28 protein-coding genes are annotated in these 23713 nt (G+C 68.2%); 3 read left to right on the forward strand and 25 right to left on the reverse strand.

Annotated features, from left to right (window positions below):
* Window positions 1–179: 179 nt before the first annotated feature.
* The 15 genes from DVR05_RS25465 to DVR05_RS25535 all read right to left on the reverse strand — a co-directional run bounded on the left by DVR05_RS25465 (window position 180) and on the right by DVR05_RS25535 (window position 11667).
* Entirely contained in the window at window positions 180–2660 is a 2481-nt protein-coding gene (locus DVR05_RS25465; RefSeq protein WP_232832323.1) for an OmpA family protein, read from the reverse strand.
* Between the two features lie 20 nt (window positions 2661–2680).
* Window positions 2681–3061, reverse strand: a complete 381-nt coding sequence (locus DVR05_RS25470) for a hypothetical protein (RefSeq protein ID WP_116248460.1) — start codon at window positions 3059–3061, stop codon at window positions 2681–2683.
* Window positions 3061–3483: a TadE/TadG family type IV pilus assembly protein gene (locus DVR05_RS25475; protein WP_232832324.1), complete on the reverse strand. Its 423-nt coding sequence runs from the start codon at window positions 3481–3483 to the stop codon at window positions 3061–3063. Before DVR05_RS25475 ends, DVR05_RS25470 begins: the two co-directional genes overlap by 1 nt.
* Window positions 3480–3821, reverse strand: coding sequence for a TadE family protein (locus tag DVR05_RS25480; protein ID WP_232832325.1), 342 nt, complete (start codon window positions 3819–3821; stop codon window positions 3480–3482). The genes DVR05_RS25475 and DVR05_RS25480 overlap by 4 nt, the downstream gene beginning before the upstream one ends.
* Window positions 3822–3871: 50 nt before the next feature.
* Window positions 3872–4069 carry a hypothetical protein gene (locus tag DVR05_RS25485; RefSeq protein ID WP_116248462.1) on the reverse strand — a complete coding sequence of 66 codons (198 nt, stop codon included), beginning with the start codon at window positions 4067–4069 and terminating at the stop codon, window positions 3872–3874.
* 36 nt (window positions 4070–4105) lie between these two features.
* A complete protein-coding gene (locus tag DVR05_RS25490; RefSeq protein ID WP_116248463.1) occupies window positions 4106–4987 on the reverse strand; it encodes a type II secretion system F family protein in 882 nt (293 codons plus the stop codon).
* Window positions 4984–5829 carry a type II secretion system F family protein gene (locus DVR05_RS25495; protein ID WP_116248464.1) on the reverse strand — a complete coding sequence of 282 codons (846 nt, stop codon included), beginning with the start codon at window positions 5827–5829 and terminating at the stop codon, window positions 4984–4986. The genes DVR05_RS25490 and DVR05_RS25495 overlap by 4 nt, the downstream gene beginning before the upstream one ends.
* Window positions 5826–7133 (reverse strand): CpaF family protein, encoded by a 1308-nt coding sequence (locus tag DVR05_RS25500; RefSeq protein ID WP_116248465.1) that lies wholly within the window; start codon window positions 7131–7133, stop codon window positions 5826–5828. Before DVR05_RS25500 ends, DVR05_RS25495 begins: the two co-directional genes overlap by 4 nt.
* Window positions 7130–7972: a hypothetical protein gene (locus DVR05_RS25505; RefSeq protein ID WP_116248466.1), complete on the reverse strand. Its 843-nt coding sequence runs from the start codon at window positions 7970–7972 to the stop codon at window positions 7130–7132. The genes DVR05_RS25500 and DVR05_RS25505 overlap by 4 nt, the downstream gene beginning before the upstream one ends.
* A 26-nt stretch (window positions 7973–7998) precedes the next feature.
* Window positions 7999–8574: an SAF domain-containing protein gene (locus DVR05_RS25510; RefSeq protein ID WP_198659354.1), complete on the reverse strand. Its 576-nt coding sequence runs from the start codon at window positions 8572–8574 to the stop codon at window positions 7999–8001.
* Window positions 8575–8662: 88 nt separating this feature from the next.
* A complete protein-coding gene (locus DVR05_RS27650; RefSeq protein ID WP_232832326.1) occupies window positions 8663–9034 on the reverse strand; it encodes a hypothetical protein in 372 nt (123 codons plus the stop codon).
* A gap of 418 nt (window positions 9035–9452) precedes the next feature.
* The gene (locus DVR05_RS25520) at window positions 9453–9803 is read right to left on the reverse strand and encodes a hypothetical protein (RefSeq protein ID WP_232832327.1); all 351 of its coding nucleotides are present in this window, start codon (window positions 9801–9803) and stop codon (window positions 9453–9455) included.
* A 441-nt stretch (window positions 9804–10244) separates the two neighbouring features.
* Window positions 10245–10742 carry an ATP-binding protein gene (locus tag DVR05_RS25525; RefSeq protein ID WP_198659355.1) on the reverse strand — a complete coding sequence of 166 codons (498 nt, stop codon included), beginning with the start codon at window positions 10740–10742 and terminating at the stop codon, window positions 10245–10247.
* A gap of 11 nt (window positions 10743–10753) precedes the next feature.
* Entirely contained in the window at window positions 10754–11155 is a 402-nt protein-coding gene (locus DVR05_RS25530) for a hypothetical protein (protein ID WP_157982552.1), read from the reverse strand.
* Between the two features lie 152 nt (window positions 11156–11307).
* Window positions 11308–11667, reverse strand: a complete 360-nt coding sequence (locus DVR05_RS25535; RefSeq protein ID WP_232832328.1) for an ATP-binding protein — start codon at window positions 11665–11667, stop codon at window positions 11308–11310.
* A 452-nt stretch (window positions 11668–12119) separates the two neighbouring features.
* On the opposite strand from DVR05_RS25535, the gene DVR05_RS25540 reads away from it, so the two are divergent.
* Window positions 12120–12986 carry a helix-turn-helix transcriptional regulator gene (locus DVR05_RS25540; protein WP_116248469.1) on the forward strand — a complete coding sequence of 289 codons (867 nt, stop codon included), beginning with the start codon at window positions 12120–12122 and terminating at the stop codon, window positions 12984–12986.
* Entirely contained in the window at window positions 12983–13333 is a 351-nt protein-coding gene (locus tag DVR05_RS25545) for a DUF397 domain-containing protein (RefSeq protein WP_116248470.1), read from the forward strand. Before DVR05_RS25540 ends, DVR05_RS25545 begins: the two co-directional genes overlap by 4 nt.
* A 153-nt stretch (window positions 13334–13486) precedes the next feature.
* Here the strand turns inward: DVR05_RS25545 and DVR05_RS25550 are convergent, their stop codons facing one another.
* Genes DVR05_RS25550 through DVR05_RS25595 form a run of 10 tightly spaced genes read right to left on the reverse strand, consistent with a single transcriptional unit; the run spans window position 13487 to window position 22787 of the window.
* The gene (locus DVR05_RS25550) at window positions 13487–13939 is read right to left on the reverse strand and encodes an NUDIX domain-containing protein (RefSeq protein ID WP_116248471.1); all 453 of its coding nucleotides are present in this window, start codon (window positions 13937–13939) and stop codon (window positions 13487–13489) included.
* Window positions 13940–13941: 2 nt separating this feature from the next.
* The gene (locus DVR05_RS25555) at window positions 13942–14961 is read right to left on the reverse strand and encodes a sulfotransferase (protein ID WP_157982553.1); all 1020 of its coding nucleotides are present in this window, start codon (window positions 14959–14961) and stop codon (window positions 13942–13944) included.
* A 37-nt stretch (window positions 14962–14998) separates the two neighbouring features.
* Complete coding sequence (locus tag DVR05_RS25560) at window positions 14999–15730, reverse strand: phosphotransferase (protein WP_116248473.1); 732 nt, start codon at window positions 15728–15730, stop codon at window positions 14999–15001.
* Window positions 15723–16553: a class I SAM-dependent methyltransferase gene (locus DVR05_RS25565; protein ID WP_116248474.1), complete on the reverse strand. Its 831-nt coding sequence runs from the start codon at window positions 16551–16553 to the stop codon at window positions 15723–15725. The genes DVR05_RS25560 and DVR05_RS25565 overlap by 8 nt, the downstream gene beginning before the upstream one ends.
* A gap of 18 nt (window positions 16554–16571) precedes the next feature.
* Window positions 16572–17090 carry a hypothetical protein gene (locus tag DVR05_RS25570; RefSeq protein WP_017601120.1) on the reverse strand — a complete coding sequence of 173 codons (519 nt, stop codon included), beginning with the start codon at window positions 17088–17090 and terminating at the stop codon, window positions 16572–16574.
* 59 nt (window positions 17091–17149) lie between these two features.
* The gene (locus DVR05_RS25575; RefSeq protein WP_116248475.1) at window positions 17150–18007 is read right to left on the reverse strand and encodes a radical SAM protein; all 858 of its coding nucleotides are present in this window, start codon (window positions 18005–18007) and stop codon (window positions 17150–17152) included.
* The gene (locus DVR05_RS25580; protein WP_116248476.1) at window positions 18007–19050 is read right to left on the reverse strand and encodes a hypothetical protein; all 1044 of its coding nucleotides are present in this window, start codon (window positions 19048–19050) and stop codon (window positions 18007–18009) included. The genes DVR05_RS25575 and DVR05_RS25580 overlap by 1 nt, the downstream gene beginning before the upstream one ends.
* Window positions 19047–20765, reverse strand: a complete 1719-nt coding sequence (locus DVR05_RS25585) for a carbamoyltransferase C-terminal domain-containing protein (protein WP_232832329.1) — start codon at window positions 20763–20765, stop codon at window positions 19047–19049. The genes DVR05_RS25580 and DVR05_RS25585 overlap by 4 nt, the downstream gene beginning before the upstream one ends.
* Window positions 20716–21705 carry a thymidylate synthase gene (locus DVR05_RS25590; RefSeq protein ID WP_116248478.1) on the reverse strand — a complete coding sequence of 330 codons (990 nt, stop codon included), beginning with the start codon at window positions 21703–21705 and terminating at the stop codon, window positions 20716–20718. Before DVR05_RS25590 ends, DVR05_RS25585 begins: the two co-directional genes overlap by 50 nt.
* Window positions 21702–22787 (reverse strand): NAD-dependent epimerase/dehydratase family protein, encoded by a 1086-nt coding sequence (locus tag DVR05_RS25595; protein ID WP_369974583.1) that lies wholly within the window; start codon window positions 22785–22787, stop codon window positions 21702–21704. The genes DVR05_RS25590 and DVR05_RS25595 overlap by 4 nt, the downstream gene beginning before the upstream one ends.
* A 174-nt stretch (window positions 22788–22961) precedes the next feature.
* On the opposite strand from DVR05_RS25595, the gene DVR05_RS25600 reads away from it, so the two are divergent.
* A complete protein-coding gene (locus DVR05_RS25600) occupies window positions 22962–23660 on the forward strand; it encodes a helix-turn-helix transcriptional regulator (RefSeq protein ID WP_232832330.1) in 699 nt (232 codons plus the stop codon).
* The last annotated feature ends 53 nt before the right edge of the window (window positions 23661–23713 follow it).

A 23713-nucleotide genomic window follows, 5' to 3' on the forward strand; every position in this document is an offset into this window, starting at 1 on the left:
CACGCTTCCCCCAAAGCCCGCAGATCCGGAACGCCATCTGAAACTGACAGAACCAGGACAAAGCAAACATGAGGTGGGACTCAGTACACAAGACCTCACAAGACACATAGACATCACTGTTCCCGCAGCGAGACTTCTGTGTAACCCGGAAGCAGAGCCCTCAAGGGGCCAACCAGGCCTTATTCGCTGAGAGCAACGTCCGTCGTCAGGGTGTTCAGGAGCTTGTTCGTGGCAGCACTAGGGCGAGCGCGCATGGCCTTAAGGCGTTCGGAGAGATCTTGGAAGGTGCGTTGCACCGCGTCCGGGCGGCCCAGTGCGGCGTGGACCTTCATGATCTCCTGGTAGACGGCTTCGTTCAGGTCATCGGACTCTCGGGCGCGTTCCAACCAGGACAGCGCCTGTTCACCGGTCTCGGCCACCTTCGCCAGGCTCACGAAGCAGTCGGCGGCGGCTCGCCGATACGCCTGACGCTTCTCCTCGATCCACGGGAGGTCAACCTCGGAGAGCAGTACCTGTGCGTACTCGCCCGATGCCGAGCGCAGGTGTTCCTCGCGCGCCCCAGCGTCCGTAGCCCCACCTACCTCCTTCATCGCGGCGTCGAACCGCCACGCGTCCACGTCGACGACCTCTTGCCGGATCCGGTAGCGTCCCGAGTCCACCTGGAGGATCTCCGCTTCAGGATCCCCAAGAGCATCGCGGACGACGCGGCGGATGTCGCTGGAGGCGGTGTTGCGCAGTGCCCGGGCCTTGCTCTCGGTGCTGTCGGGGAAGAGGGCTTCCGTCAGGGTCTCGGTGCCGACTCCACGTGGATGAAGTGCCAGGTAGGCGAGCATCCTTCGTGAGGACGAACGCATCCGCTGGCCGATATCGGTTCCCGCCACGCTGATGTGCGGGTGTGGTGCGAAGAGCCGGATCTCCACCTTCGTCCGCGGAACCGAACCCGGGGTGGCTTGCCCTTCGTCCAGGTCGGGCTCTGGCGTCGTTTCCTGCTCTTCCGACACCTCCAATCCGACCTGCTCTGGCCACGGTGGTTCCGGCGCCTGACCCTCCCCGATGAAATGCGCTGCGAAGGTCGCCTGGTCGATGTGCAGGAGCCGCAGGTCCGTGTAGGTGGCCGTGCCCCCGTCCGACGCGGTGACGCTGACCTCGTCGAAAGAGTCACAGACCGCCTCCGTACACCCTGTCCCCTCCCCGAGGGTCACCACCAGGACCTCGTCGTCATCCGCTTGCGCCAGGGTGAGCAGGCGGTCCCGGACCAAGGCGTGCTCGGGAGCTCCCAGCAGCAGCAGGATCCGTTCCTCCCCCTGCTCACGCGGTGCCACGGAGATGCTGGCCAGCTCCGCTTCCGTGATGGCAGCTGCGGTGTCAGCGCTCACGGTCACACCGGGCACGCGCGCGTTCGGTGGTGCTCCCGCCTCGGCCATCACCTGGCGGCTGGTGATGACCCGGGTTCCAGGCGAAGCCACGGCTCGGGCAATGAGGGAGGCGCCTACGCCCACCGCATGAGCACCCGCGATGCCGAGACCCGCTCGCGCGCTGACGCTGAGGCTGTCAGCGATCCGCACGTGCCCTTCCGCGCTGATCACGCCGCCATCAGCATCTCGGGTGACAGGCACCGAACTGCCCAGAGCCTCGTCACCGTCGAGCTCCTCCCCCTCGGGAAGGTCCACGTTCTCAGCCTCGTCCCGCTCCTTCTTCTTCGGCTTCCGCTCGCGTCGTCCGGGCGCTGTCAGCCGTCCCGCGATCACTCCCGCTGCTCCCCCGGCGACGGCTTCCGCGATCAGCTCGCCGCCACGGAAACCTCCGTCGGCCTGCGGGTCGGTCTTCGGTTCCTCGTCAGCGGCTGGCTCGACACTCTGCGGGTCCTCCACCGTCTCCGCTTCCCCTTCCTCTGGCACAGCGGATTCGTGGGTCCGGGTGGTCAGGGTGTAGGTGATCTCGCCCCGGCGCTCGGCGGCGTGCCCGAGGTCGGGTTGCTCGCGTGGCTGGTCGGAGCCCAGTCCTTCGCTGGTGATCGTCCACCCGTCACCGAGCTGCTCGGTCAGGAACGCGGCGACGGCGTCAGCGCGCCGTTGTGACAGGTCACGGTTGTACGCGTCCAGCCCGATGGAGTCGGTGTGGCCGGTGATCGCGATGGGGTTCCCTGGATCGCCGAAGAGCTGGAGGAGTTCGACGGTGGGCAGCAGTTCGTCCCTCATCCGGGGAGTGAGTTCCGCCGAATCGAAGCCGAAACCGGCCAGCACTCGGGTGCGCTCCAGCGTGTGTGCGGGTTCCTGGGTGTCAGTGGTGTGTTCGTCGGTCGTTGGCGCCGTGTCAGCCGACACCACGGCGACGGGTGTCACGGACATGGCCGCCGAAGTCCCGGCGGCTCCGGTCGCGACGAGCCGCAGCAGCCCGATCCGGGGGATCTGGCCTCGAAGAACGGCGACGACGTCCGTGCCGACCAGCACCACGAACGCGCCCCACAGACCCCACAGGATGACGAGCACCAGGGCGTGAACGACCGACGTCGGAAGCGTGCCGCTGATCAGGGACAACCACACGTAGTCCCAGGTCATGTCCGCCCCGACCGGCCATTTCCAGCGGCTGAGCACCACCGGCGGCGCGACCAGCAGGGCGAGCGTGGCGCCCGTGGCCAAGACCGTCCTCGTCGGATTCATGACGTCCTCCCCCTCGTTCCTCACGGTGTGTGCGCCGTCGCCGTGGCCTGGGAGGCGATCTCGACCGGCCCGATCGCCGCCAGCACCGTCGGCTCATGATGGGTGGTGACGGTGACCGTGACGGCATCGCCGTGAACGTCCACCTCCGCACTCGCCCCGCCGTGTTCCGCGTGGGCCTGGACGGCTCGGCGTGCGGAGGCCTCATCGAGAACGACCGACCCTGCTCGCAGCCCCTCCTCGTCGAGTTGCTGTGCCCCAGCCCGGGCGGCTTCGTGCGCGAGGGTGGTCGTCGCGGTCTTGGCGCGCAGCATCCGCGCGCCGTCGTGGACCAGGCCGAGGCAGGCGATCAGCGTCACGGCGACGATGACGACGAACGCGCTGGGGTGGCCGCCGTGCAGCATCAGCGTTCCTGTTCGCGGTGGATGTCGAGGACGGACGTGGCCTGGCCGGAGATGGTGCGGCGTTCGCCGAGCCCGAGCACCGGAAGGTCGTCGCGCTGGCTGACGCAGGTGACGTCTGCGCGCACGGCTCGTACCCCGTTAACAGTGGTGTGCTGGATGGTCACTGCGGGGTTCTGGCAGGCACGGCCCCACGTACCGATGCTCTCCGCCACGGCACGCTCGGCCGCAGTGCGCGCTTCCCTCTGGTCGAGATACAGGGAGGCGGAGCGAGCGGCGCCGTGTGCCAGTGCGTCGGCGGCAAGCCCTGCGGTGTAGGAGCGGCCGGTCAGGGTGAGCAGGGCCAGGAACGCCAGGAGTACGGGGACGATGAGGATCATCTCGACCGACGCACTCCCCCGGTCCCCATCTCTCCGCAGACTCATGGGGCTACCCCCACGGGCCGTTCGATGGGTCCCGTCAGGGTCGTGGACACCAGAGGACTCCATCCGGGCAGGAGACTGAGCACCACACCGTCGACGGCGACACGTGTCGTCCCGTCGCGCCGCCGGACCTCGATGCGCAGGTCTCGGAGCACCGTTCCGCCCAGCTCCTCGGCCAGGGCGTATCCCCGTGCCCGCCCCTCCCGTTCGCTCCCCTGGTAGGTCCGGCCGGCCGCCAGGGTTTCGGTGGCGATGGCCTGTGTCCGGTGCTGGGCGTGGGCCCACAGCCCGTACTGGATGATGCCCAGGAGCATGACGAACATCAGAGGGATCGCGAACATCAGCTCGACCCCTCCCCTGTCGTCACGAGAGGCCCAGGAGCCCCGCCGGTTCACGGAATGACCCCCAGGTCGATGCCCTGGGCGGTCTCGATGATGAGTGGGGTGATGATGGCGCCGACGCCGGTCGCGATGCCGATAGTGACGGCGAGCATCAGTACCCAGTCGGTGGTGGCCGAGCCCCGGTCGCCGTCGGGGCTGCGTGTTCCGAGGATCAGTTCCACGAGGGCGCTCGGTCGCATGGAGCCCATGTGCTGGTTCCCCTTCCTGTCCTTCTCGGTGGTGGTTCAGAATCCGTTGCTGACCTGGACGATCGCGGGGTAGCCCATGAGCAGGAGGAAGCCGAGGACGAGCAGCATGACGGGCAGGCTCATCCGTTCGGTGGCTTCGAGGGCCTCGGTCTCCAGCGCGGCCAGCTGGTGGGCGCGGAGCGATCTGGCCTTGGCGCGGACCGAGGTGCGTACCCTGGCGCCGTCGGCCCCGGCCAGGCGGATGGACGAGGCGAGTTCCTCCAGCTCCCGCACTCCGGTCTGGCGGGAGAGGTCCGTCAGGGCGTCCCATGGTGGTCGGGTGCGTAGGTGGGCTTCGTGCAGGCACCGTCGGATGCGTCCGAAGGCGGGTCCGGTGCCGCGCCCGGTGGCCGCCGTGAGCGCTCCGGTGACTCCGGCTCCGCCCGCGAGCGCGACGCCAACCAGGTCGGCGATGACCGAGGTGGCCAGACGTAGTTCGATCCGTTGACGGTGTGCCCGCGCGCGAAGCAGGATTCCCGGGGCGAGAGCGCACGCGGCCAGGCTGGTTCCTCCGATGGCGAGCGCGGCCGACATGGGGAGCACGGAGGCCGCTGGCACGGCGATCGTCAGCGTGCACGCGAACAGTGCTGCTCCGGCGAGCGTCAGGGCGACGACCTTCGTGCGATGGGTGTCGACGTCCGTGTCGCATGCCGCGAGGTCGCTCCTGGTCCTACGTCCGGGCCAGCCGAGCCGGGCGAGGACCGCGCAGCCGATCCCCTTCACCTGCTCGAGGACGCCCGTGGATCGCGCAGCACCGTCGATCTCCTCCGTCGGTGGCGGGAGGAGTTCGTCCAGGCGTGGACGGCGCAGCCCCTGAACGATCAGCCAGACACCAGCACCAACCGCGGCTCCCCCAACCGCCGCAACGACCACGGTCATATGCCCACCCCCTCGGTGGGGGCGGTCAGAACGCGCCGCGTTCGCGGTGGGGCAGACATCCGCACCAGCCACCACAGGGCGACCGCCCACAGCGCGCCGACCATCGCGAGAACCATCTGCCCGCTGGCGGAACCCAGGGGTGCGAAGTAGGCGCCGTTGAACACGGCCATGCCGACCACCATGGCGAGCGTGGTCATGATGATGATCCGCACCGACGTGCGGGTCCGTGCCCGGGAGGCGTTGGTGCGCACGAGCATCGACGCGCGGTCGTGGGCCGCCTCGGCGAGAGTTCCCAACAAAGCGCCGAGGTCGGCGGCGTGTCGGCTGGCCGCCATGGACAGCGCCGTGGCCACGAGGTCCGCGGTGTCGTTGTCCACGTTGTCGGCGAACGCGGTCAGCGCGTCGTCCAGGTCCGCGCCGTCAAGGAGGTCCTGGGCCAGGTTCTCCACATGTGGGCGAATCGGTGCCGGGGCGATCGGGGCGGAGGTCCAGATGGCCTGGCGCAGACCGGAGGATCCGGCGATCAGGTCGCGCAGCTGCTCGGTCCAGCCTGCCACGGCCTCGATCCGTTCCACCTCGGCCGTCGTCTCCCGGTCCGGAGTCATGATCCCCGGCAGCCACCATGTGGCCGCTGCCGCCAGGACGGCGGCGACCGGCCATCCGGTGAGCGCCCAGGTGGCCACGCCCGCCGCGCCCGCGACCGTCAGCCTGGCCACCATGTCCCGGCGCACGGGCGGAGCCGAGCGTGCTCGGGACGCCACGGCCGTGAGAGCCGGGGCGAGGAGCACCAGACCCAGGCCGACGGCGCCCCCGCCCAGGCTCGCGACCAGCACGCCCGTCATCGCTGGGCCTCGAACAGGCAGGCCGGGTCGAAGCCCACCCGGGCGAGGGAGCGGGCGTAGTGCGGGCTGGGCGGGGTGACGAACCCGCCGAGCTCGGCGGAGTAGATCTCGTTCGTGATCACCTGGGGGCCGTCCATGCCGACAATCTCCCGGATGCTCGACACCTGTCGCTTCCCGTCCGCGTCGGTGCCGATGTGCACGGCCAGGTGGACGGCGGAGGCGATGAGGATGGCGCTCTCCTCCAGCGTCAGCCGTTCGCTGGACTGGTTGGCGTAGGTGGCCAGCTTGGTGAGGATCTGCGCGGAGGAGGAGGCGTGAACCGTGGCCATGGACCCGTCGTTGCCCATGGTCATCGCGTGGAGGAGCGGGACGGTCTCCTGTCCTCGTGTCTCGCCCACGATGACGCGGTCCGGGGACATGCGCAGCGCGTGCCGCACCAGGTCGGCCAGGGTCACCTCGCCCGCGCCTTCGGTGTTGGGCGGTCGTCCCTGGAGTGCGAGGCAGTCGAGGTCGTCGGCGCCTTCCAGCCCGAGTTCGTAGGCGTCCTCGATGGTGATGACACGTTCACCGTGCGGGATGTGCCGGGCGAGGGCCCGGAGCAGGGTGGTCTTGCCCGATCCGGTGGCGCCTCCGATGACGAGGTTCAGCCGGGCGCGGACGGCGGAGGTCAGCAGGGACCGGACGGGTGCGGTGAGCATCCCGGAGCTGACCAGGTCGGACAGGGTGAGTTCGTGTTCGGGGTGGCGGCGGATGGTCACGGCTGGCCTGCGGGACACCCCCATCACGGCGGACAGGCGTGCTCCGTCGGTCAGCTCCATGGACAGCAGCGGGGCGGACAGATCGAAGCGGCGTTCCCCGCCGGGTGCCTGACCGGCCAGACGCTGGACGAGTGCCACCAGTTCCTCGTCAGTGGCGGTGACGGGCGGCCGTTCCTCGCGTCGGCCGTCGCCGAGATCGACCCACACGCGGGTGCCGTTGATGTGGATGTCCCGCACGCCCGGTTCGGAGAGCAGGATGTCCAGCGGCCCCAGTCCGCACACCTGAGCCATCGCCCGTGCGCGCACCCACGCCTCGTCCTGTTCGGTCAGCGGGGCCGCGGCTCCGGTCAGGGCACGGCAGGCGTACTCGTCCAACAGCGCCGAGAGCATCCTGTCAGCGAGTTCGCGGTGCCCGGGAGCATGGTGGGTGGTGTCCTGGGGCGGAGTGTCGGTCTGCGCGGTGCGGCGGACGAGTTCGTCCGTCACCGTGGTCGCGAGGTGGTCGGCGAGGTCGGCGAGTGTGGTGGGGAAGTTGACCAAGGTCACGCGGCCGCACCCTCCAGTCGACGCGCACCCGCTGGTGAGGGCTCGCGTACCCAGATCTGGTCGTCGATGTGCTCGGCCAGCCGACGTGCCGTGGCCAGCAGCGGCATCCACTCGACGCCGTCAGGGTTGTGGCGGGTGTGCGACCACGCGGCGACCCGCTCCCGCAGGCCACGCGGCCCGGTGACCTCTCCCCTCAGGAACGCCGCGCCCGTGGTGTCAGTGGGTACGCTCGCCCACACCGGGTACCCGGTCTCGGCGGTGATCTCGTCGGCCGAGAACCGGCTGTCGCGCACGGCCAGCCCCACTCGGGTACCGCCTTCGGTGAGGGCGTCCAGGACGTCGCGGCAACGGGCCACCCGGTGGATCTGGGAGGGGTCGTTGCCCGTGACGGCGACGACCGCCGCGTCCGCCTGCGCGAGCAGGTGTGCGCCCGTGGTGCCCGGCATCACCCGGCCCAGGTCCAGTACGGTCACCCCGCTGAAGAGAACCTGGATCCTGCGGGTGAGCGTCGCCACCACGGCGGCGGCCTCGTGCGCGGTCGGCGGCGCGGCGACGACCCGCAGCCCGCCGGGGAGTTCGGCGGCGTGCCGGAGCAGGGCCCTCCGGGTTCCTTCCTCCTGGACCACGACCGGGTCCGAGCTGGCGCGCACGGACGCCGCCAGCGAGACCAGCCCCGGTCGACCGGTGATCCGGTGCCAGGTGGTCAGGTCGCCCCCGCTGACGTCAGCTTCCACCAGCACCGGAACGGTGAGCGGACCAGCGGGCCACAAGGCCGCCAACCCCGTCGCCAGGGTGGTGACCCCTGGAGCACCCGGGAACGAGCACACCGCGATGATCATGCGTTTCCCCTCGTCGATCCGTTGTCCTACTGCCCGGGCGTCAGCGCCATGCGTGTCCCCGGTTCGTTCACGGCCCGGGCTGCCTCCGCGACGTCGCCTACGTCCACGAGCAGCTCGATGACCCGTGAACCGCTCAGCTCCCCCTCGTCCCCCACCGAGTGCAGGCGCGCGGGTATCGGCTCGCCGTCCTCGGACTCGTCACCGTCCTCGCCCCCGACGATCAGCAGCGGTGCGCCCTCGCGTGCGGAGGCCGGGAACATCCCGGGTGGAGCGTCGACCGACAGCACGGCCTGCCCAGAGCCGGGCCAGGCGGTGATGTCGGCGAGCATCGGTTCGGTCAGGACCGTCCCGGCGGGGACCGGTACCGCCGCCGTCGCGCCGACAACGCCGTCAGCGGGGACCAGGTCCAGGTCCTCCACGCCCAGGGCGTGCACCACCCGGACGTCGGTGTCGGTCAGTACGTCACCGGCCGCGATGTCGGTGGCCGTGACCAGCATGGGGAGGCGCTCCTCCTCATGCCCTGCGGCCCAGGCGGCGACGATCCCGCCCAGGGCCACGACCGCGATCCCGGCGAAGGGCCGCTTCCACCCCCGGCGGCGCACCGGGGTCAGGCGTGATTTCCCTCTGACCCGACCGGTTGTGTGGGGTTCGTTCACCGTCGTCGTCACGTTTTCTCCGTCCGTGGGGTTCTCAGCCGCCGGTCACCAGAGCGTGGACCTCGCGCACCCGGACGCCTCTGGACGCGCTGGTCGTCAACGGGTCCAGGAATCCTCCGCCGCCGGTGGTGGTCGTCCACTCCACGGTCCACGTGAGGGTGGCGGTGACGGGGAACCGTCCGTGCGGTTGGCCGGTGGAGGCGCGGGTGTAGGTGTGGCCGCAGTCGGGCGAGGGGGCTCCGGCGTCATCGAAGCTGGCGGAGAAGACGGTGCCGGGGCCGTCGCATTCGACGACCGTGCCGTCTCCCATGTCCCACCGGACGGTGTCCGGCGTGGCGGTCACCGTCACCGAACCGGAGGAGACCGACGCCGTGGCGCTGACCGGTTCCCACTGGGCACCGTCCACCCAGAGCCAGAGGGGAAGTGAACGATCGACGTCGCGTCGAAACCGGGCGAGGCATCGACCGAGAGCCGAGGAAGCGACATGGAGGCCCGCGCCTGTTCGGCGACGGCGCGCGGGCTGATGGTCGGCTCCTCGCTGTCCGATGCGGGTTGCACCCACGCCGTACAGGTCCACACCGCCTTGTCCTCGCCCTCCTCGCACGCTGGTTCGAAGGAGGTCTCGGCTGGCGCGCCACCGTTCCCGGATCGCGAACCACTACCGGAGGAACCGCCCTGCTCCTGGGACTCCGCGAAGGCTGTGCAGCCGGTCGCCTCGCAGGAGACATTGCCCTTGAAGTCCGCGTCCGTGGGAAACGGGGCTGCTGGAAGTGGGGCGACCAGCAGGTGGGCCAGAGATCCGACGGCCAGGGGGCGCACCAGGCTCAGCACGAGTCATCCCCCCACACCTGCATCTCGGTGACCCACCAGGAGAAGACGTCGCGAGTGACCTTGGCATCGATGCGGACATTGTCTGATCGGGGTTCGGACTCCCCGACGACCCTCCAGTCACCCGCGCCCTGGCAGTCCCTGATCACCACCGTGGTCGGATCGTCGGTTGGCTCGGCTGAGATCACCTCGGGTGCGGGAACAGGCTCGCCCTCCATGCCGTAGCCCGCATCGGCCACCCCTTGGACACCCTGTTGCGCCAACTCCAGCGCCTGGCCGGTGGCGTGTTCCGCCAACTCCGGGTGGTCCGGGTCCATCTCCTCCGAAGCCAGCACGATCGCGCCCAAAACCGCAGGTAAACGGCCATGGCTTCGTCCTCTGGAGTCACCTTCGAAGGTTCCGTTTCCACTGGGGTTATTGAGGATTGAACGACTGGTTCGGCGTCCGTCGAACTCTCGACGGAGCACCCCGACATGAGGACAAGACCGAGAGCGGGCAGCACAAATCCGCGCAACACCAAGAAGCACTCCTTTGAGTGATTAACTCAGCACTCTTAGCGATCATGGTGAACGTAGCTCTTCGAATGCCCTATCCACAAGCGGTTTCGGACAGCTCGCCAGCGAAAGGTTGTGGACAAGATCACAGAACCGGGATGTCCAACTCGGCATCCTGCGAAAACACGGTTGGATGCGGAGGAGGGTCAACAGTCTGGCACCTCCCTGAGTACACGGGATCGGGCGGCACCCACCGTGGGCACCGCCCGGTCTCTACCAGGGTCAAGCGACCGATCAGCGTGTGAGGACGAACCTCCCCAGCCCGTCCGGGGCCTGGTCGGAGGCGACGTTGAAGGTCGTCCACACCCCGATACCGAGTTCAGGGCCGCCCGGTCCCACCGAGTAGCAGCCCCATTCCTCGGTGAGGATGTCGACCAGCGCCAGGCCGCGCTGCCCCTCGGCCATGTCCCAGTCCTCGACGGTGCGATCGGTCGGGATGCGCGGCAGGCTGATCCCACCGCCTTCGTCGACGATCGCCAGCCACAGCGTGGCCGGGGTCGGCATCGCCAGGGCGCGGAGGAACTCCGATCCATCCGGCGCGTACTTGACGGCATTGGCCGCCAGCTCGGCCGCGCACAGCTGCATGGTGTCCACCAGGTCGGAGTCGAACCCCGTCAGGTCAGCCGCCAGGTCACGGCGCACCAGGCCCACCTGAGCGAGGTTCGCGGTGTAGACGCGGTGGTCCCACCAGGTCACGGCGCGGACAGGTGGTGCGAGAACGGTTGTGTTCATAGTCTGCCCCCTCAGCCGACGGTGTTGAGGTAGGTGCGGATGACGGCTGCCAGGTCACCCAGGTCGTCGGGTGCCCGTTCCGTCGGCGCTGCCAGGAGGTCGCCCTCAGGGAGTCGGGGCCGGGGGACCTGTGGCCTGGGGAACATATAGGGACGGACGAGCGCACCGCCGGTCTCGTCAGGGGCATCGTTCTCCGACGCTGCCAGCTCCTGCGCGCTGCTCGTGCTCGTGTCCGGTGTCTGGGGACGGGGCGGTTCGGGCGGCGGGGTGATCGCGACCGGTTCGCGCCTCGGCGGGTCGGGGACGAACACGAAGGCCAGGGCAGCCGCCAGGGCCGCCGCGGCGAGGGCCCAGAGCTGTCCCGCGAGGGTTCGATGCCGCCTGCGGTGGCGGCCGGTAGTGTGGTGATCCACGGTCATCCTCCTGCTGCATTCAGGTGGTTGATCACGCCCCGGCTCGGTGCTCCAACACCGATCGGGGCATCTTCGTGTCTGCCGCTGAGGCGGGTGTCATTGGCCCTGATCGGGCTGCGCTTCCCGCCGTGGCGGCACGTACTTGGCGGCGTTCAGGCGTCCAGGTCGCGGTGGGGGTCGATCAGCGCCCACACGGTCAGCTGACCGCCCCGGAAACCGGTCCACCACCACTTCTCCGCCAGCGCCGCCACCAGGCGCAGCCCGCGTCCGCATTCCTCCGCGTCGTCCACATGGTCAGCCAGGGTGGGCACGGTGATCGGGCGCAGAGCCCGGGGACCGTCGTCGGTCACGGAGACCAGGACGATCTGGCCGGGCATGACCTCCACGGTGACCTTGACCCGCCCGCACCGGCCACCCGAGGCCGAATGCAGGACGGAGTTGGTGACGAGCTCGCTGATCACCAACTCGACCGGGGCGGTCTCCGTCTCGTCCAACCCGGTGGCCCCGCGCACCAGGTTCGGATCCGGCCGACCTGCTCCGGGGTCCCGTCGAAGTACGCGGCGGCCACACCCGGACGTCCGCTTCTTACGCGCATCGGCAGTCCCGCCACAGCTCGACGATCCTCGTTCTGACCGCACCGCGGCCGAGGGATGAGGCACCCATCGGGCGGCTGATCTGGGGCTGGTGCGTTGGAGTGGCTCATGGCTGGATCTCCTCAGTCGCAAGAACGCGGGAACGCGCGTGACCACATCGCGCTCCCCCGGACCGGCGCGCACGCCCCGGAAGCACCGAACGTGACACCGGAGGCACTGAGCGCTGACATCAATGATGCGTCAGAGGAAGTTTCCTCGCAATAGCCTTTTGGAAATTTCCAAGAGATCTTCTGAACATGTCCGCGACGAGACGGGACAGAGGGATACTGGGGAGAACGGAGTGTCACACGACCCGCAGGAGGGACCGCCCCATGCCCCAAGAGCAGCACGGCCCCATCGCCAGCCGCCTACTGCTCGGCAAGGCGCTCCAGCAGCTCAGGGACGAGGCCGGACTGAGTGGGGCCGAGGTCGCCAAGCAGATGGGGTTCGGAGCGGCCAAACTGTCGAAGATCGAGCGAGGACAGGCCGCGGTCTCCAAGGCCGACCTCCACCTGTTCTTCCAGGTCCTCAACGTCAGCGACGACGTCCGCCCCACCCTGATCGAACTCGGAGCCCAATCCCGACGGCCACGCCGCAACCGCACCACCACGTTCGAGCAGGAGCTGCCCGGCAAGAACTTCGAGAGGTACCTGGGACTCGAGGAGATCGCGGTCGGCATCAAGGACTGGCATCCCTACCTGATCCCGGGGCTCCTCCAGACCCCCGAGTACGCCCGCGCCCTGATCGCGGCCAACCCGTTGCTGCTTCCCGACCAGGTGGATCACCTCGTCCAGCTCCGCTTGGAACGCCAACAGGCGTTGCACCGAGAAACCGACCCTCTGCAGCTGTGGTCGATCGTGGAGGAGTACGCGCTCCGACGCGTCCTCGGCAGCAAGGAGATCCGCGACGACCAGCTCCGCCACCTGCTCACGATGGGGCACAAGCCCAACGTCAACATCCAGGTCGTCCCGGAATCCGCCGGCGCGCACGCCGGGCTGGACGGCGCCTTCGCGATCCTCGACGCCGGGAACCACCTGCCTCCCGTGGTCTACATCGACAGCCGAGGTATGAACACCTACGTCGAAGGCGTGACCGAACTGGCCGTCTACAAGGCGACCTACGACCACATCCAGTCCGCCGCGCTCTCCCCGGTACAGTCAGCCGAAGTCATCACGGCGATTCTGGAGGGCACCCGATGAGATGGACCAAGTCCAGCTTCAGTAGTACAGGGGCGACATGCGTCCAGGTCCGGGCCCCGCGCGCGGGCGTGATCGAGATCGGTGACACGAAGAACCCCAACGGCCCCACGCTCACCGTCCCCAACGACGACTGGGAGTACTTCCTCGACCGGGTCGCGCGCGGCACCACCGACTTCGGACGCCTGCGCGCCGAGTTCCTCCTTGACGGCGGTTTCACCCTCACCGACACCGCCGAACCAGGCTCCCCCGTGCTCGTCTACACGAAGGCCGAGTGGGACGCCTTCAAGCTCGGGGTCGAGGCCGGAGAGCTGCGCAGCGGGGACCCTCGCGGCGTGCTCGTCAGTTGACACCATTCGGAAGACATCCGACCGGTTCTCAGAGAAGAATCCGCGCACAGTGGCCAGCCCGTCCACCGACACGTCGCGCGGATCCGTCGTCTCTGAGGACCGGCCCACTCCTCACAGTCACGGCTCTTTGCCTCTCTCACCCGTCCTGTCCTCCTAGTCCACGAGTTCCACCAAGCCGTGGATGTTCACTCGAGCGAACTCGGCCAACTGCGATGGAAGCAGGCGGAGAGTGGAGAGCGCCTCCTGCGTAGCCGGGATGGCGACCACCTCGTAGGTACCGTGCCCGGGCTCGACGACCTCGGGCCCGTTGCGCGCGGCCAGGTCCATAGAGGTCAACCGAGCCGCGAAGACGTGCTGGAGGCCGATACCGTGCTCAAGGTCGTCGATGACGAGGAAGACCTGGTGAACCCGGTCGATCCGCCCGCCGAGTTCCTCCAGGACCTCACGGTGAAGGGCGGCCTCTACGCTGCTGTCCTCAGGCTCCACCCCACCACCGACGGCGACCCAGTAGGGATCCTGACCGGGCTTGGTGCGCTTGATGAGGACCAAGCGCCGCTGGCCGTCGAACAGGAGGGCTCGGGCACTCTGCTTGACGATCTTGTTCACGTTCACTCCTTGTCAGGTTCGCTGTCGATCCAGGCCAGGAGTTCGGCGACAACCTGCTCCGGCGCCATCCGAAGACTCTCCAACGTCACCGACCGGTATCGCTCCCGGGGAACATTGGCGAGAATCGCTGAGCTGAACAGGTCATATGCTTCCTCACCGGTCAGCTCTCGACCATCGCGTCGGAACGCGAAACGGTTGCGGGCCAGTGACTCCGCGACCTGTGCCCGGGGGCGTTCGATGTGGATGTAGCGGATGATCGGCCCGAAGAGCTGTTCAAACTGGCGGACCCTGAACGCGTTGAAGGGCGACTTGGTGAGGAATCTCGGCCTGCCGAACACACGGGTGTGGGCGCTGATCGCGTCCCTGAGCAGCCGCTCATCACCGATCTCAGCGGGGAGGATCTCGTAGATGTGGCCCGCGAGGTGCCGATAGGTCGGTAGGGCCCTGGCGTAGACGTCCTCGGCTTCGTAGGGCATGACCAGCCCCGGGATGATCCGTGTGGACTTGTTGTCGACGAGCAGGACGTCGCCGGGCATCGACTCGAACAGGCGCCTCTGCGGAATCCCGAGATTTCGTACCGGCCAGGCCCAGCACGTCACGGTGGTGAAGTACGCGAACCGGCCTCGTCGGGCCAGCAGGTTGTACAGGTGGCTGGTACCCGAGCGCGGTGCTCCGAGGACACAGACGACCTGCTGTGGCCTGACCGGAGCCTCCGTTCCCGAGCGAACGAAGGGACGTCTGGCTCGGAGCTCGGCGTCGACGTCGATCCCCTCCGTGATGGGGATGTCGGGTTCGAAGGCAAGAGGGGCCCCGGTGCTCCGAATGCTGTTCAGGCAGGCGGTGACGTACCGCTGGGTGGCTCTCCGTGGAACCCGCCCCTCGATGAAGCGTTCCTCCAGTACCTCCGCCAGCACGTACTGGCGCCGGTCCTCGCTGAACCGGTACATCCTCGTGCGGAACAAGGCCAGGTCGACCCCGATGGGGTCCGGGCGGTGGAGTTGCTCCAGCAGATCGGCCTTCATTTCCGATGCCTTCCTGGGTGGTCGAACGTGCTGGGTGTCAAGGTCGAACCTCCGGCCACGGGTACCGATAGCCGTTGCGACCGACATAGCGAGCGGTGAACAGTCCGTGGATCTCCATCCAGTCGCCGAGGTCGCTCCAGGAGCAGGTGCTCTCTGGGCCTCCCGCGCTCTCGCCGGAGCGGCGGTAGGAGTCGAGCACCCGCGTGTAGAGGGAGTGCGTGAGCGGGCCGTAGGTCATGGCCGCACTCACCAGGAGCTTGGCGAGGTCGTAGCCGAACGGGGCCAGGGTCAGGTCGTCGAAGTCGACCAGGGTGATGTCGGTCCCGTCGACGAGCACGTTTCGAACGTTGCAGTCCTTGTAGACCGCGGCCGGGCGGTCGGATGCCTCAGCGATAGCGGCTACGGCGGTGTCATGTTGGCCGGTGCTGATGCTTCCCTCACGCCGACGTCGATCCAGCCATTCCAGGCGCGGGCGGACAAAGGAATCCAGCCACGGAGCACCCGGGGGTCGGAAGGAACCGTCCAGCCGAGCCTCGTGCAGTTGGCGTTCGAACGCCACCGCGTGGAGGCGCCCGAGCAGCTCCGCGACAACGGGCAGGTCCGCGACTCGGCAGTGTTCCCCGCCAACGTGCCCGAACACGAGCTCGTCGGGGGAGGCGGCGAGTAGAGCGGGGACCGGAGCCCCCATATCTCGGAGCCAGCGGTGATGGGACACCGCGGCTCTCGACCTGGTCGGATCCCGGTACTCCTTGGTGAAGGTTTCACGCATCCGGGACTCCCACGAGGTAGGAGACGGTGGACGACGCGGCAAGAGGAGTGGGGCACCCGCGGCGCCGCAGTTCCTCGACCAGGGAATGGTGGTCAGAACCGATGGCGTCGGCGAACTCGTACTTCGGAGTGGTCACCAGGTATCTGGCCAGGTGTTCCAGCGTCTCGAACCGGAACCGGTGCTCTTCGTGCAGAACCTGTTGGACCTTGAGAACGGGAGCCGCCAACGTGCGGATGTTCCCGCTGTGCGCCGCTGCGTACAGGCTGGGGCGATCAGCGATATCGGAGGCCATTCCGATACCGGCGATCACCTCGTCGAGTTCGCTGTAGCTGTCCTCCGACTTCGTGACCGCGATGAACACACCCCTGGCGTTCAGGCAACGGCTGATCTCCCTGATAGCGACGGTCGGGTCGGACGAGTGGTAGAGGCAGAACGCCGCGATCGCCGCGTCGAAGACGTTCGACCTGAACGGCAACCGGTGGAAATCAGTGGGGATCACGGCCCGCTGGCCGCCGTGCGGAAGTCTCGATCGTGCCGTGGCAGCAAGACCGGGTGACAGGTCCAGTGCCACGAGGGACGCCGGACCCAGACCAGCCAGTGCGCGGCTGGTCGTCCCTCGTCCGCACCCCGCGTCCAGGAGCCGTGCGTCGTGGACCGGAACGGTGAGCCAGGTGTCGAGGAGACGGGACAGGACATCGACAACCGGCGTGCCGCTGACACGGGCCCTCAGCAGAGCGTGGGTTCGTGAGGCCAACCGCTCTGGTCGGGCGTAAAGCCCGCCCCGAACCTGATCCGGGTCGAGGAAGGGATTAGTGAGAGGCACGAGTGGCCTCCCACCCGGTCAGCCTCCGGTGCCCGCTGTCCGGATGATCTCGTCGACGAGCCGGTTGGCGGCGCGGCGTGTACGAACAACGTGCACGTCCGCGTGGGTCCCGTGTTCCAGGATGAGCTTGCGGACCCGCGGCCCCATGGTCCTGCGGAAGTTCCAGACGTACTTGATGAAGCCCCAGTGGATGCGGTCGTAGACCCCGGTGGAGTCGTTCTGTCCGCCGCCGTACCTGAGCCGTCGCTGCGCGATCCCGGTGAGGCAGGTGATCGGGCTCAGGTCGAGGAAGATCACCGTTGTGGCGCGGCGGAGCCGGATCGGCAGGGTGGAGGCGAAGTTCCCGTCGATCACCCAGCGGTTCTGGGCCACCAGGTCCTCCTGGATCGCGGCGAACTTCTCCTTGGGCAGGGTGTTCCATTCGTCGTCGTAGTACAGGACGTCCAGGTGGGTCAGCGGAGCATCCAGGCCTTCCGCCAACCGACGGCCGATGGTGGTCTTGCCACTTCCTCCACAGCCGATGATCGCGATCCTCATGGGTTCCGACGCTACTCCAGTGAAAGCTGTGTTGTGACTCGATCAGGACACGCACCATCTCACTCCCCGGCCTCGGTGGGCGCCTCGACGAGGACACCCCGGTCGAAGTCGAAGCGCACGTCTCGGCCGTGTCCGGCGACCTCGGCGCAGGACAGGTAGACCCTGCCGTCCGGGGCGATCTCCAGTTTCTCCACGACGCCCTGGGGAGCGGGACAGCGTTCGGGCAGGAGGATGTGACTGTTCACGTACATGCCGGTGAGGTTCAGATCCGCGAGGTTCTCGTGCAGTCGCCGTGTCTGGTCCCAGGAGACCGGCTGCAGAGCGGTTGTGAGGACGTTGCCCACCTCTCGCAGCCGGTGCAGGATGAGTTCGCGGGCACCCAGTTCGTGGAGTCGGTGGGCGAGCCCAGGAACGGTCGCGATGTTCTGCGCCGTCAGGGTGCACGTCGCCCCGAAGGGGAGCTGGTTCTCCTTCGCCCAGGTGAGGGTGTCGAAGACCGCCGTGAACGATCCCGAGCGCCGCATCCGATCGTGCGTCTCCGCGGTGCCGCCGTCCAGGGAGACTCTCAGCAGGTCCAGGAAGGGGAGGCAGTCGGCGAGGACCTGGCGGCGCTTGTAGGCGTTGGTGCAGATCTCCGTGGTGAATCCGAGGTCCTTGGCGGCGGCCAGCAGCTGGGGGAGATCGGGGTACAGCAGGGGTTCGCCGCCGAGGAAGCACACCTGTCGGCAGGCGAACCGGCTGGAGAAGTACTCCAACGCCCGAACCGCCTGGGAAAGCTGGACCACGTCGGGTCGGTCCAGGTCGCTGCCGTGGTAGCAGTGTCCGCACCGGAAGTTACAGCGGAACAGCAGTTCCAGATACAGCTTGTCGACACGGCTGACCCCGGGCAGGGGATTCGCCGCCACGTTCGGGGGCATCAGCGTGCTCCTTCGCTGTCGGTGTCCACCGAGTCGAAGACGGACTCGATGACCGGCACCTGGCGGGAGAGCCGGAAGGGTTCCAGACGGTCCAGGCAGTCGGCGATCAATCGGGCGTGGCGCGCCGTTCCGGCGATCCGTTCAAGGTGTTCGATCAGCCGGGCGGCTTCGACGCCGTCGGACACGACGAGTTCCTCGGGGAGGACCTGGTCGACGCCGCGCATGTTCGAGGCTCCGATCGGGAGGCATCCGACCAGCACCGCCTCGAAGAGCCGCTGGGTGAACTGTCCGTGCTCCGCGTACCGCTCGGGTGCGAGCAGCATGGTGGTGAGGGCCCTTCGGTGAAGCGGTTCGATCTCGGAGAACGGCCGCCGTCCCAGGAAGGTGACGTGCGGCCAGGAGTCGGTGCGGGGCCACTTCCCCACGACCACGTGACGATGGCGCTTCGCCGCTGGAGCGAAGAAGCGGTCGAAGGCGTCGTCCCGGTCGTACTGGTTGCCCGCGTAGACCAGTGGAAGGTCTCGGTGGGCCTTGGCGAGGAGTTCGGGGTCAGCGGCGTCCATGTGCGCGTCGCGAACGGGGAAGAGAAGGGATCGCGCCCCGTCGTTCGGGAACAGCGCCGCTTCGCACACCGTGATGTTGGGGAGCGACCGGATCGGGTCGTCCTTCGCCAACCGCAGGTCCTTGTCCCACAGCAGAGTCGGCAGGCCCAGGCCACGCACGTAGGCGCGGATGAGGTCCTCCTGACGGTGCAGGTCGCAGGTGTGGCCGGGGCTGGCGCACGAGGTGACGTTCCGTCCGGCTATGGGCCAGCGCCATTCGAGCAGGAGCGCGTCGATCGTGGGTAGACGCTCGTCCCAGGTGTACAGGCCGGTGAAGTCCTCGCCAGCTTCGACAAGGTCACGGTTGGGTTGGAGGAAGACGATGTGGTGGCCGCGATCGTTCAGACCGTCGACGAGTACACGCCGGTGGCTGCGCCCACCATCGGGCGTATCCGTGACGCCGTTCCCGAGGAAGCCCCAGAAGCTGTAGCCGATCCTCATGCCTTCTCCACCCACCACTGTTCGAGCAGCAGCGCGTCCAGGCCCGAGGTCTCCAGGCAGTCCAGGGCCATCTCAGGGGTTCCGCAGATCGGTTTGCCCTTGACATTCAGGCTGGTGTTGATCAGAACGGGCACGCTGGTCAGCTCCGCGAAGTTGCTCAGGACCTCGGCGAGCAGCGGATTGTGTCGACGGCTCAGCGTCTGGACCCGCGCGGTGCCGTTCCTGTGCACGACGGTCGGGATCGTCTCCCGTGCCAGCGGAGTGACGCCGCTGGCGATGGACATGAAGGGAGACGGTTGTCCGAGGGTGAAGTAGTCCGCCGCCTTGTCCTCGAGTACCACGGGGGCGAACGGGCGGAACGACTCTCGGAACTTCACGGTCGAGTTGAGACGGTCGACGACGTCAGGACGAAGCGGGGAGGCCAGAATCGACCGGTTTCCCAGCGCTCGAGGCCCCGCCTCCAGCCTCCCCTGGAACACGCCCACGATCCGACCATCGGCCAGTCGTCGTGCGAGGTGACGAGCAGGTTCGGTGACCAGGTGGGCGGACAGCCCCTCGCGCGGTCGGCTTCCCAGTTCGACTCCCGGATAGGCCGGTCCGAGATAGCAGCGACGTGCGGCCCCGCTGGCCAGGGTTCCCGTCGTGTCGAGGTGGTGGGCGAGCGCGGCCCCGGCCGCCGTACCCGCGTCTCCCGGCGCGGGCGGGACGGAGACCTCCTCGAATCCGCTTTCGCGGACGATCGCGCCGATCGACAGGCAGTTCATCGCCACACCACCACCCACGCACAGGAGCGTTTCCCCGGTCAGAGCCCGGGCCCTGCGTGCGAGGTGAGCCATCACCTGCTCGGTCCGCTCCTGGAGGGCGGCGGCGAGGTCAGCGTGAACCCTTCGCAGCGCGCTACCTGGGACACGGGAAGGACAGGTGGCCGCGACGAACGCGGGAGACAACCTGGGGTATCGGCTGGAGACGACCCGGAGTGGGAAGACACTCGGGTCGAGGGCGAACCCGTCCCCCGTCGTACGGATGCCCTTCTGGAAGAGGCCGCGGAAACGGGCGGGATCGCCCAACGCGGCCAGGGCCATCACCGTTCCCTCCTCGTCTCCCCGGCGCCATCCCAGGTGCTGGGTAACCGCTCCGTAGACGTATCCGAGGGAGGCGGGATCGCTGATCAGGGCCACAGGCTCGTAACGGACACCGTCACCCTCCAGACGCGCGCGGGCGATCGAGGTGGTCGTGGTCTCGCCGAGGGAGTCGACAACGAGCACCACGGCGCTCTCGTACCCGGACGCGGCGAACGCGTAGATCCCGTGGGCGCGGTGGTGCTCCACGCCCACGACGTCAGCCCGAGGAAACCTGTCCGCCAGGTTCGCGAGCCGTTCGGTGGCCCGACGGTGCACCCTCCTGAAGCTGTTGGCCCGGGGTAGGGCCCTGCTCCGTGTTGAGCTCCGGAGGAGGTGGGGGAGGCTGGAGAGCACTCCTTCGCGGTAGAGGTCCGGCTGGAAGTTGTACGCGACCGAGGTGACCTCGTCGGCCGCTACGTCCGCGTGCTCCAGGAGCCAGGCGATGGCGTTTCGTGGGAAGGCTCGGGTGTGCTTCTCCCCGTTGAGCCGTTCCTCCTCGACCAGGCCGACGAGCTTGCCGCCGCTGATCAGCGCGGCGGCGGAGTCATGAGTGCCCGAGCACAGGCCGAGCACCAGGGGTGGGCGTGTCGACACCGTTCCTCCTCTCGTTCCTGCGGCGGGTGAGGTGGTCGTACCAGGTGGTGAGGTCCGCTCCGAGGGCTCCCGGGATCGCGAGGGCCAAGTTCCGTGCCTCGCCGTGGTTTCCGGCCTTCCAGAGCCGGTAGCTGTGCATCGTCCGGGCGAACTGGTCCCAGGCCGCCGGCAGCGACGGACCGCCTGTTCTCGTCCACGCCAAGGTCGTGTCGAGGTCCCCCCAGGCCACTGCGAGCGGTGCGCTCCTGGGTGAGGGGGCAGGGGCCGTAGGCAGTCGGAGGGCGGCGTCCCAGTGCTCGGCGTACAGGTGAAGGGAGTCGACATGGTGGTGGTACTCGCCCAGCTCGGCACCGACCCAGTGGGCCATCAGCTCGTGCAGGACCGAGAACGTGAAGACGTCGTAGCAGAAGCCCAGCCACAGGTCCTGGCTGCGCATGGTGGTGTGCATCCGCAGTCGCCCGTCGCGAAGGAAGAAACGGAATCCCAGGGTGCAGGGGACGTCCTTGTTCGGGGCGGAGTCGAGGCCAGGGTCGTAGAGCTGGATGATGGCGCGTCGGGTGTCGGGGTCCTCCAGGAGAAGGTGCCGGACTCGGTCCAGTTGGTCGATGACACCGCGCCACCGACGTAGCCGGGGGCCGTAGGCGCCTCGGAGCACACCGTCGTCCGCGAACTCGGCCAGGCGGCGGTTGTAGTCGAAGATCCAGGCGTCGTCGCTTCCGGAGAGGATCCAGACCGCTTCCGCCACCGCGAAGGCGGGGTTCAGGATCCTGATCGGTGGGGCCGAGATGAGTCGGCGTCGGGGATCGCGCAGGAGGAGATGCGCTCCGAGGACTTCCCTGGTTGCTCCTCCCCGAGGAGCAACGGGGCTTCCCTCCGACATGACCGTGTGCGCCGCGGCGGAGAACAGTTCGTTGGCTGATGCGGCTTCGATCGAGATCACCGGACACCTCCTGCCGCGACCTCGCCCACAGTGGAGAGCGCCCCTCGCGTGCCCTGCGTTCGGTACCACCCCCAGTGAGCGGTGATCCCCCTGATCAGGTCGACGCTGGGCCGGTACCCCAACAGGGTGGAGACCGCGCTCAGGTCCGCTTGGGAGGCGGAGACGTCCCCCGGTCGGTCGGCCATGTACCGAACGGGGATCGGACCCTCGACCACGGACTCGGCCACTGCCAGCACATCGGAGACGCTGGCGCTCTGCGGCCCGGCCACATTGACCACCTGGGAGCCCGGCAACGCACGCGTACCGGCCAGAACCGTCGCCTCGACGGCGTCGTCCACGTACGTGAAGTGCCGTCGCTGCCGCCCGTCGCCGAACACCGTCAGCGGACACCCCGTGTACGCGGCTTCGAGTACGCGGGACATCAGCATCGTCGGGCGCTGACGCGGACCGTACACGGTGAAGTAGCGGAGAACGCAGGCGTCGAAGCTGGAATCCGAGCGCTCGGCGTAGGCCAGAGCCAGACGTTCGACGGCCAGTTTGGAGACCCCGTACGGTGACACCGGGTGGGGAGGGTCCTCAGGAAGCGAGGGTCGACCCGTCACCGAACCGTAGACGCTGGACGAGGACGCGACGACCACCCGGCGGACACCCGCCGTCCGGCACGCTTCGAGGAGCCGCTGCGTTCCGAGGACGTTGGCCTTGACGTAGTCGCTGAATCGGCTCCCCCACGATTCCCGGACCCCGCTCACACCGGCGAGGTGGAAGACCGTGTCGACGCCTTGCAGCGCTGGGACGAGATCGTCTGTGGCCAGGTCGCATCGCTCGAACACAAGGCCGGTGCCCAAGGCAGAATCCACCTGTTCGCGTATCGCATCGGGTACGTGTGTCACGGGGATCCGGTCAAGCCCCACGACCCGCGTTCCCTCACGCACGAGACGTTCCGCGAGGTGGGATCCCAGGAAACCGCTGACCCCTGTGACGGCAACGCTTTTCGGTCGCTCGGCACACATCATCGTCACCACCGCATTGATGTCGGCACCTGAATCACTGGGGCGTTTCCTCCTTCGCTGAGGTCCATCCATGCCTTCACGGCTGTCCACGGAGCCCGGACCTGGAATCGCGCGGATACCACTGCTTCACGGAACCCGCGCCTCCGTGGCTCACTTCTTCAATCTGGTGGCGCTCGCTGGCCCGAGTCGAGATGCTGAAGCGGACACCACTCGTTGTCCGCTTGGGTGCTCCTGGGAGGTGCCGCGATGCCACAACCCCTGAAGACACTGCGACCAGGCCGCTCAGCAAGAGACTGGTTCGGCGCGGAACTGCGCCACTGGCGTCTGAAGCGCGGCCTGACGCAGGCGGAGCTCGGCCGACAGGCGTGGACCAGCGGAAGTCTGATCGGCAAGATCGAGACCGCCGAGCGTGACTGCCCGGAGGAACTGGCGCGGAAGCTCGATGAGGTCCTCGACACGGGAGGAGTCCTCGGCCGCGCCCAGGAGCTCGTCAGAAGTCGGCGGCCAGCGATGCTGATTCCTGCCCCGCGTCACGAGTCCGCGCTGGCGGAAACCGGCACCACGCAGAGCCTGTGGACCTGGAATGGGGAGGCCTCGCCCGGTGAGAGCGCCTCGCTCGAAGCACTTCCGGGTTCCTTCTTCGGAGGAGCCACGGTTGAGGTGGGCGTCCACCACGCCTCACGCGGTTCAGGTCATGTCCTCGTCGAGACGCCGGAGGATCAGTCGGGCGCGGAGCACCGGCCTCGACTGCTGATCGGCCTCAGCGATGGAGACGACCGGCGGATGATCGCACTGAACGAGCGACGGGCTCGGAGAGCGCGACGGGAGGGACGGCACAGCGGGGACCGCGTCCGGTTACGCATCCCTGACGCCTACGTGCTCGACGATCTCACCCTGGGCGTGCTGTGGGCGGTCAGTTCTCTGGACAGTGCGCTCGGGGCTTAACCCCGGATCTTGGACACGGGGGTGATTGACTACGCCGCGATCGCCAGCGTAGA

This window comes from Nocardiopsis sp. FIRDI 009, assembly GCF_003386285.1.
Taxonomy (GTDB): Bacteria; Actinomycetota; Actinomycetes; order Streptosporangiales; family Streptosporangiaceae; genus Nocardiopsis.

Coding starts and splice junctions, on each gene's coding strand:
- DVR05_RS25555 (WP_157982553.1), bottom strand. CDS start 14,961: ATGAAGGCCGATCTGCTGGAGCAACTCCACCGCCCGGACCCCATCGGG.
- DVR05_RS25570 (WP_017601120.1), bottom strand. CDS start 17,090: ATGAGGATCGCGATCATCGGCTGTGGAGGAAGTGGCAAGACCACCATC.
- DVR05_RS25545 (WP_116248470.1), top strand. CDS start 12,983: ATGAGATGGACCAAGTCCAGCTTCAGTAGTACAGGGGCGACATGCGTC.
- DVR05_RS25465 (WP_232832323.1), bottom strand. CDS start 2,660: ATGAATCCGACGAGGACGGTCTTGGCCACGGGCGCCACGCTCGCCCTG.
- DVR05_RS25475 (WP_232832324.1), bottom strand. CDS start 3,483: ATGAGTCTGCGGAGAGATGGGGACCGGGGGAGTGCGTCGGTCGAGATG.
- DVR05_RS25595 (WP_369974583.1), bottom strand. CDS start 22,787: ATGGATGGACCTCAGCGAAGGAGGAAACGCCCCAGTGATTCAGGTGCC.
- DVR05_RS25495 (WP_116248464.1), bottom strand. CDS start 5,829: ATGACGGGCGTGCTGGTCGCGAGCCTGGGCGGGGGCGCCGTCGGCCTG.
- DVR05_RS25560 (WP_116248473.1), bottom strand. CDS start 15,730: ATGCGTGAAACCTTCACCAAGGAGTACCGGGATCCGACCAGGTCGAGA.
- DVR05_RS25505 (WP_116248466.1), bottom strand. CDS start 7,972: ATGATCATCGCGGTGTGCTCGTTCCCGGGTGCTCCAGGGGTCACCACC.
- DVR05_RS25575 (WP_116248475.1), bottom strand. CDS start 18,007: ATGCCCCCGAACGTGGCGGCGAATCCCCTGCCCGGGGTCAGCCGTGTC.
- DVR05_RS25540 (WP_116248469.1), top strand. CDS start 12,120: ATGCCCCAAGAGCAGCACGGCCCCATCGCCAGCCGCCTACTGCTCGGC.
- DVR05_RS25480 (WP_232832325.1), bottom strand. CDS start 3,821: ATGTTCGCGATCCCTCTGATGTTCGTCATGCTCCTGGGCATCATCCAG.
- DVR05_RS25525 (WP_198659355.1), bottom strand. CDS start 10,742: ATGAACACAACCGTTCTCGCACCACCTGTCCGCGCCGTGACCTGGTGG.
- DVR05_RS25600 (WP_232832330.1), top strand. CDS start 22,962: ATGCCACAACCCCTGAAGACACTGCGACCAGGCCGCTCAGCAAGAGAC.
- DVR05_RS25580 (WP_116248476.1), bottom strand. CDS start 19,050: ATGAGGATCGGCTACAGCTTCTGGGGCTTCCTCGGGAACGGCGTCACG.
- DVR05_RS25490 (WP_116248463.1), bottom strand. CDS start 4,987: ATGACCGTGGTCGTTGCGGCGGTTGGGGGAGCCGCGGTTGGTGCTGGT.
- DVR05_RS25470 (WP_116248460.1), bottom strand. CDS start 3,061: ATGCTGCACGGCGGCCACCCCAGCGCGTTCGTCGTCATCGTCGCCGTG.
- DVR05_RS25485 (WP_116248462.1), bottom strand. CDS start 4,069: ATGGGCTCCATGCGACCGAGCGCCCTCGTGGAACTGATCCTCGGAACA.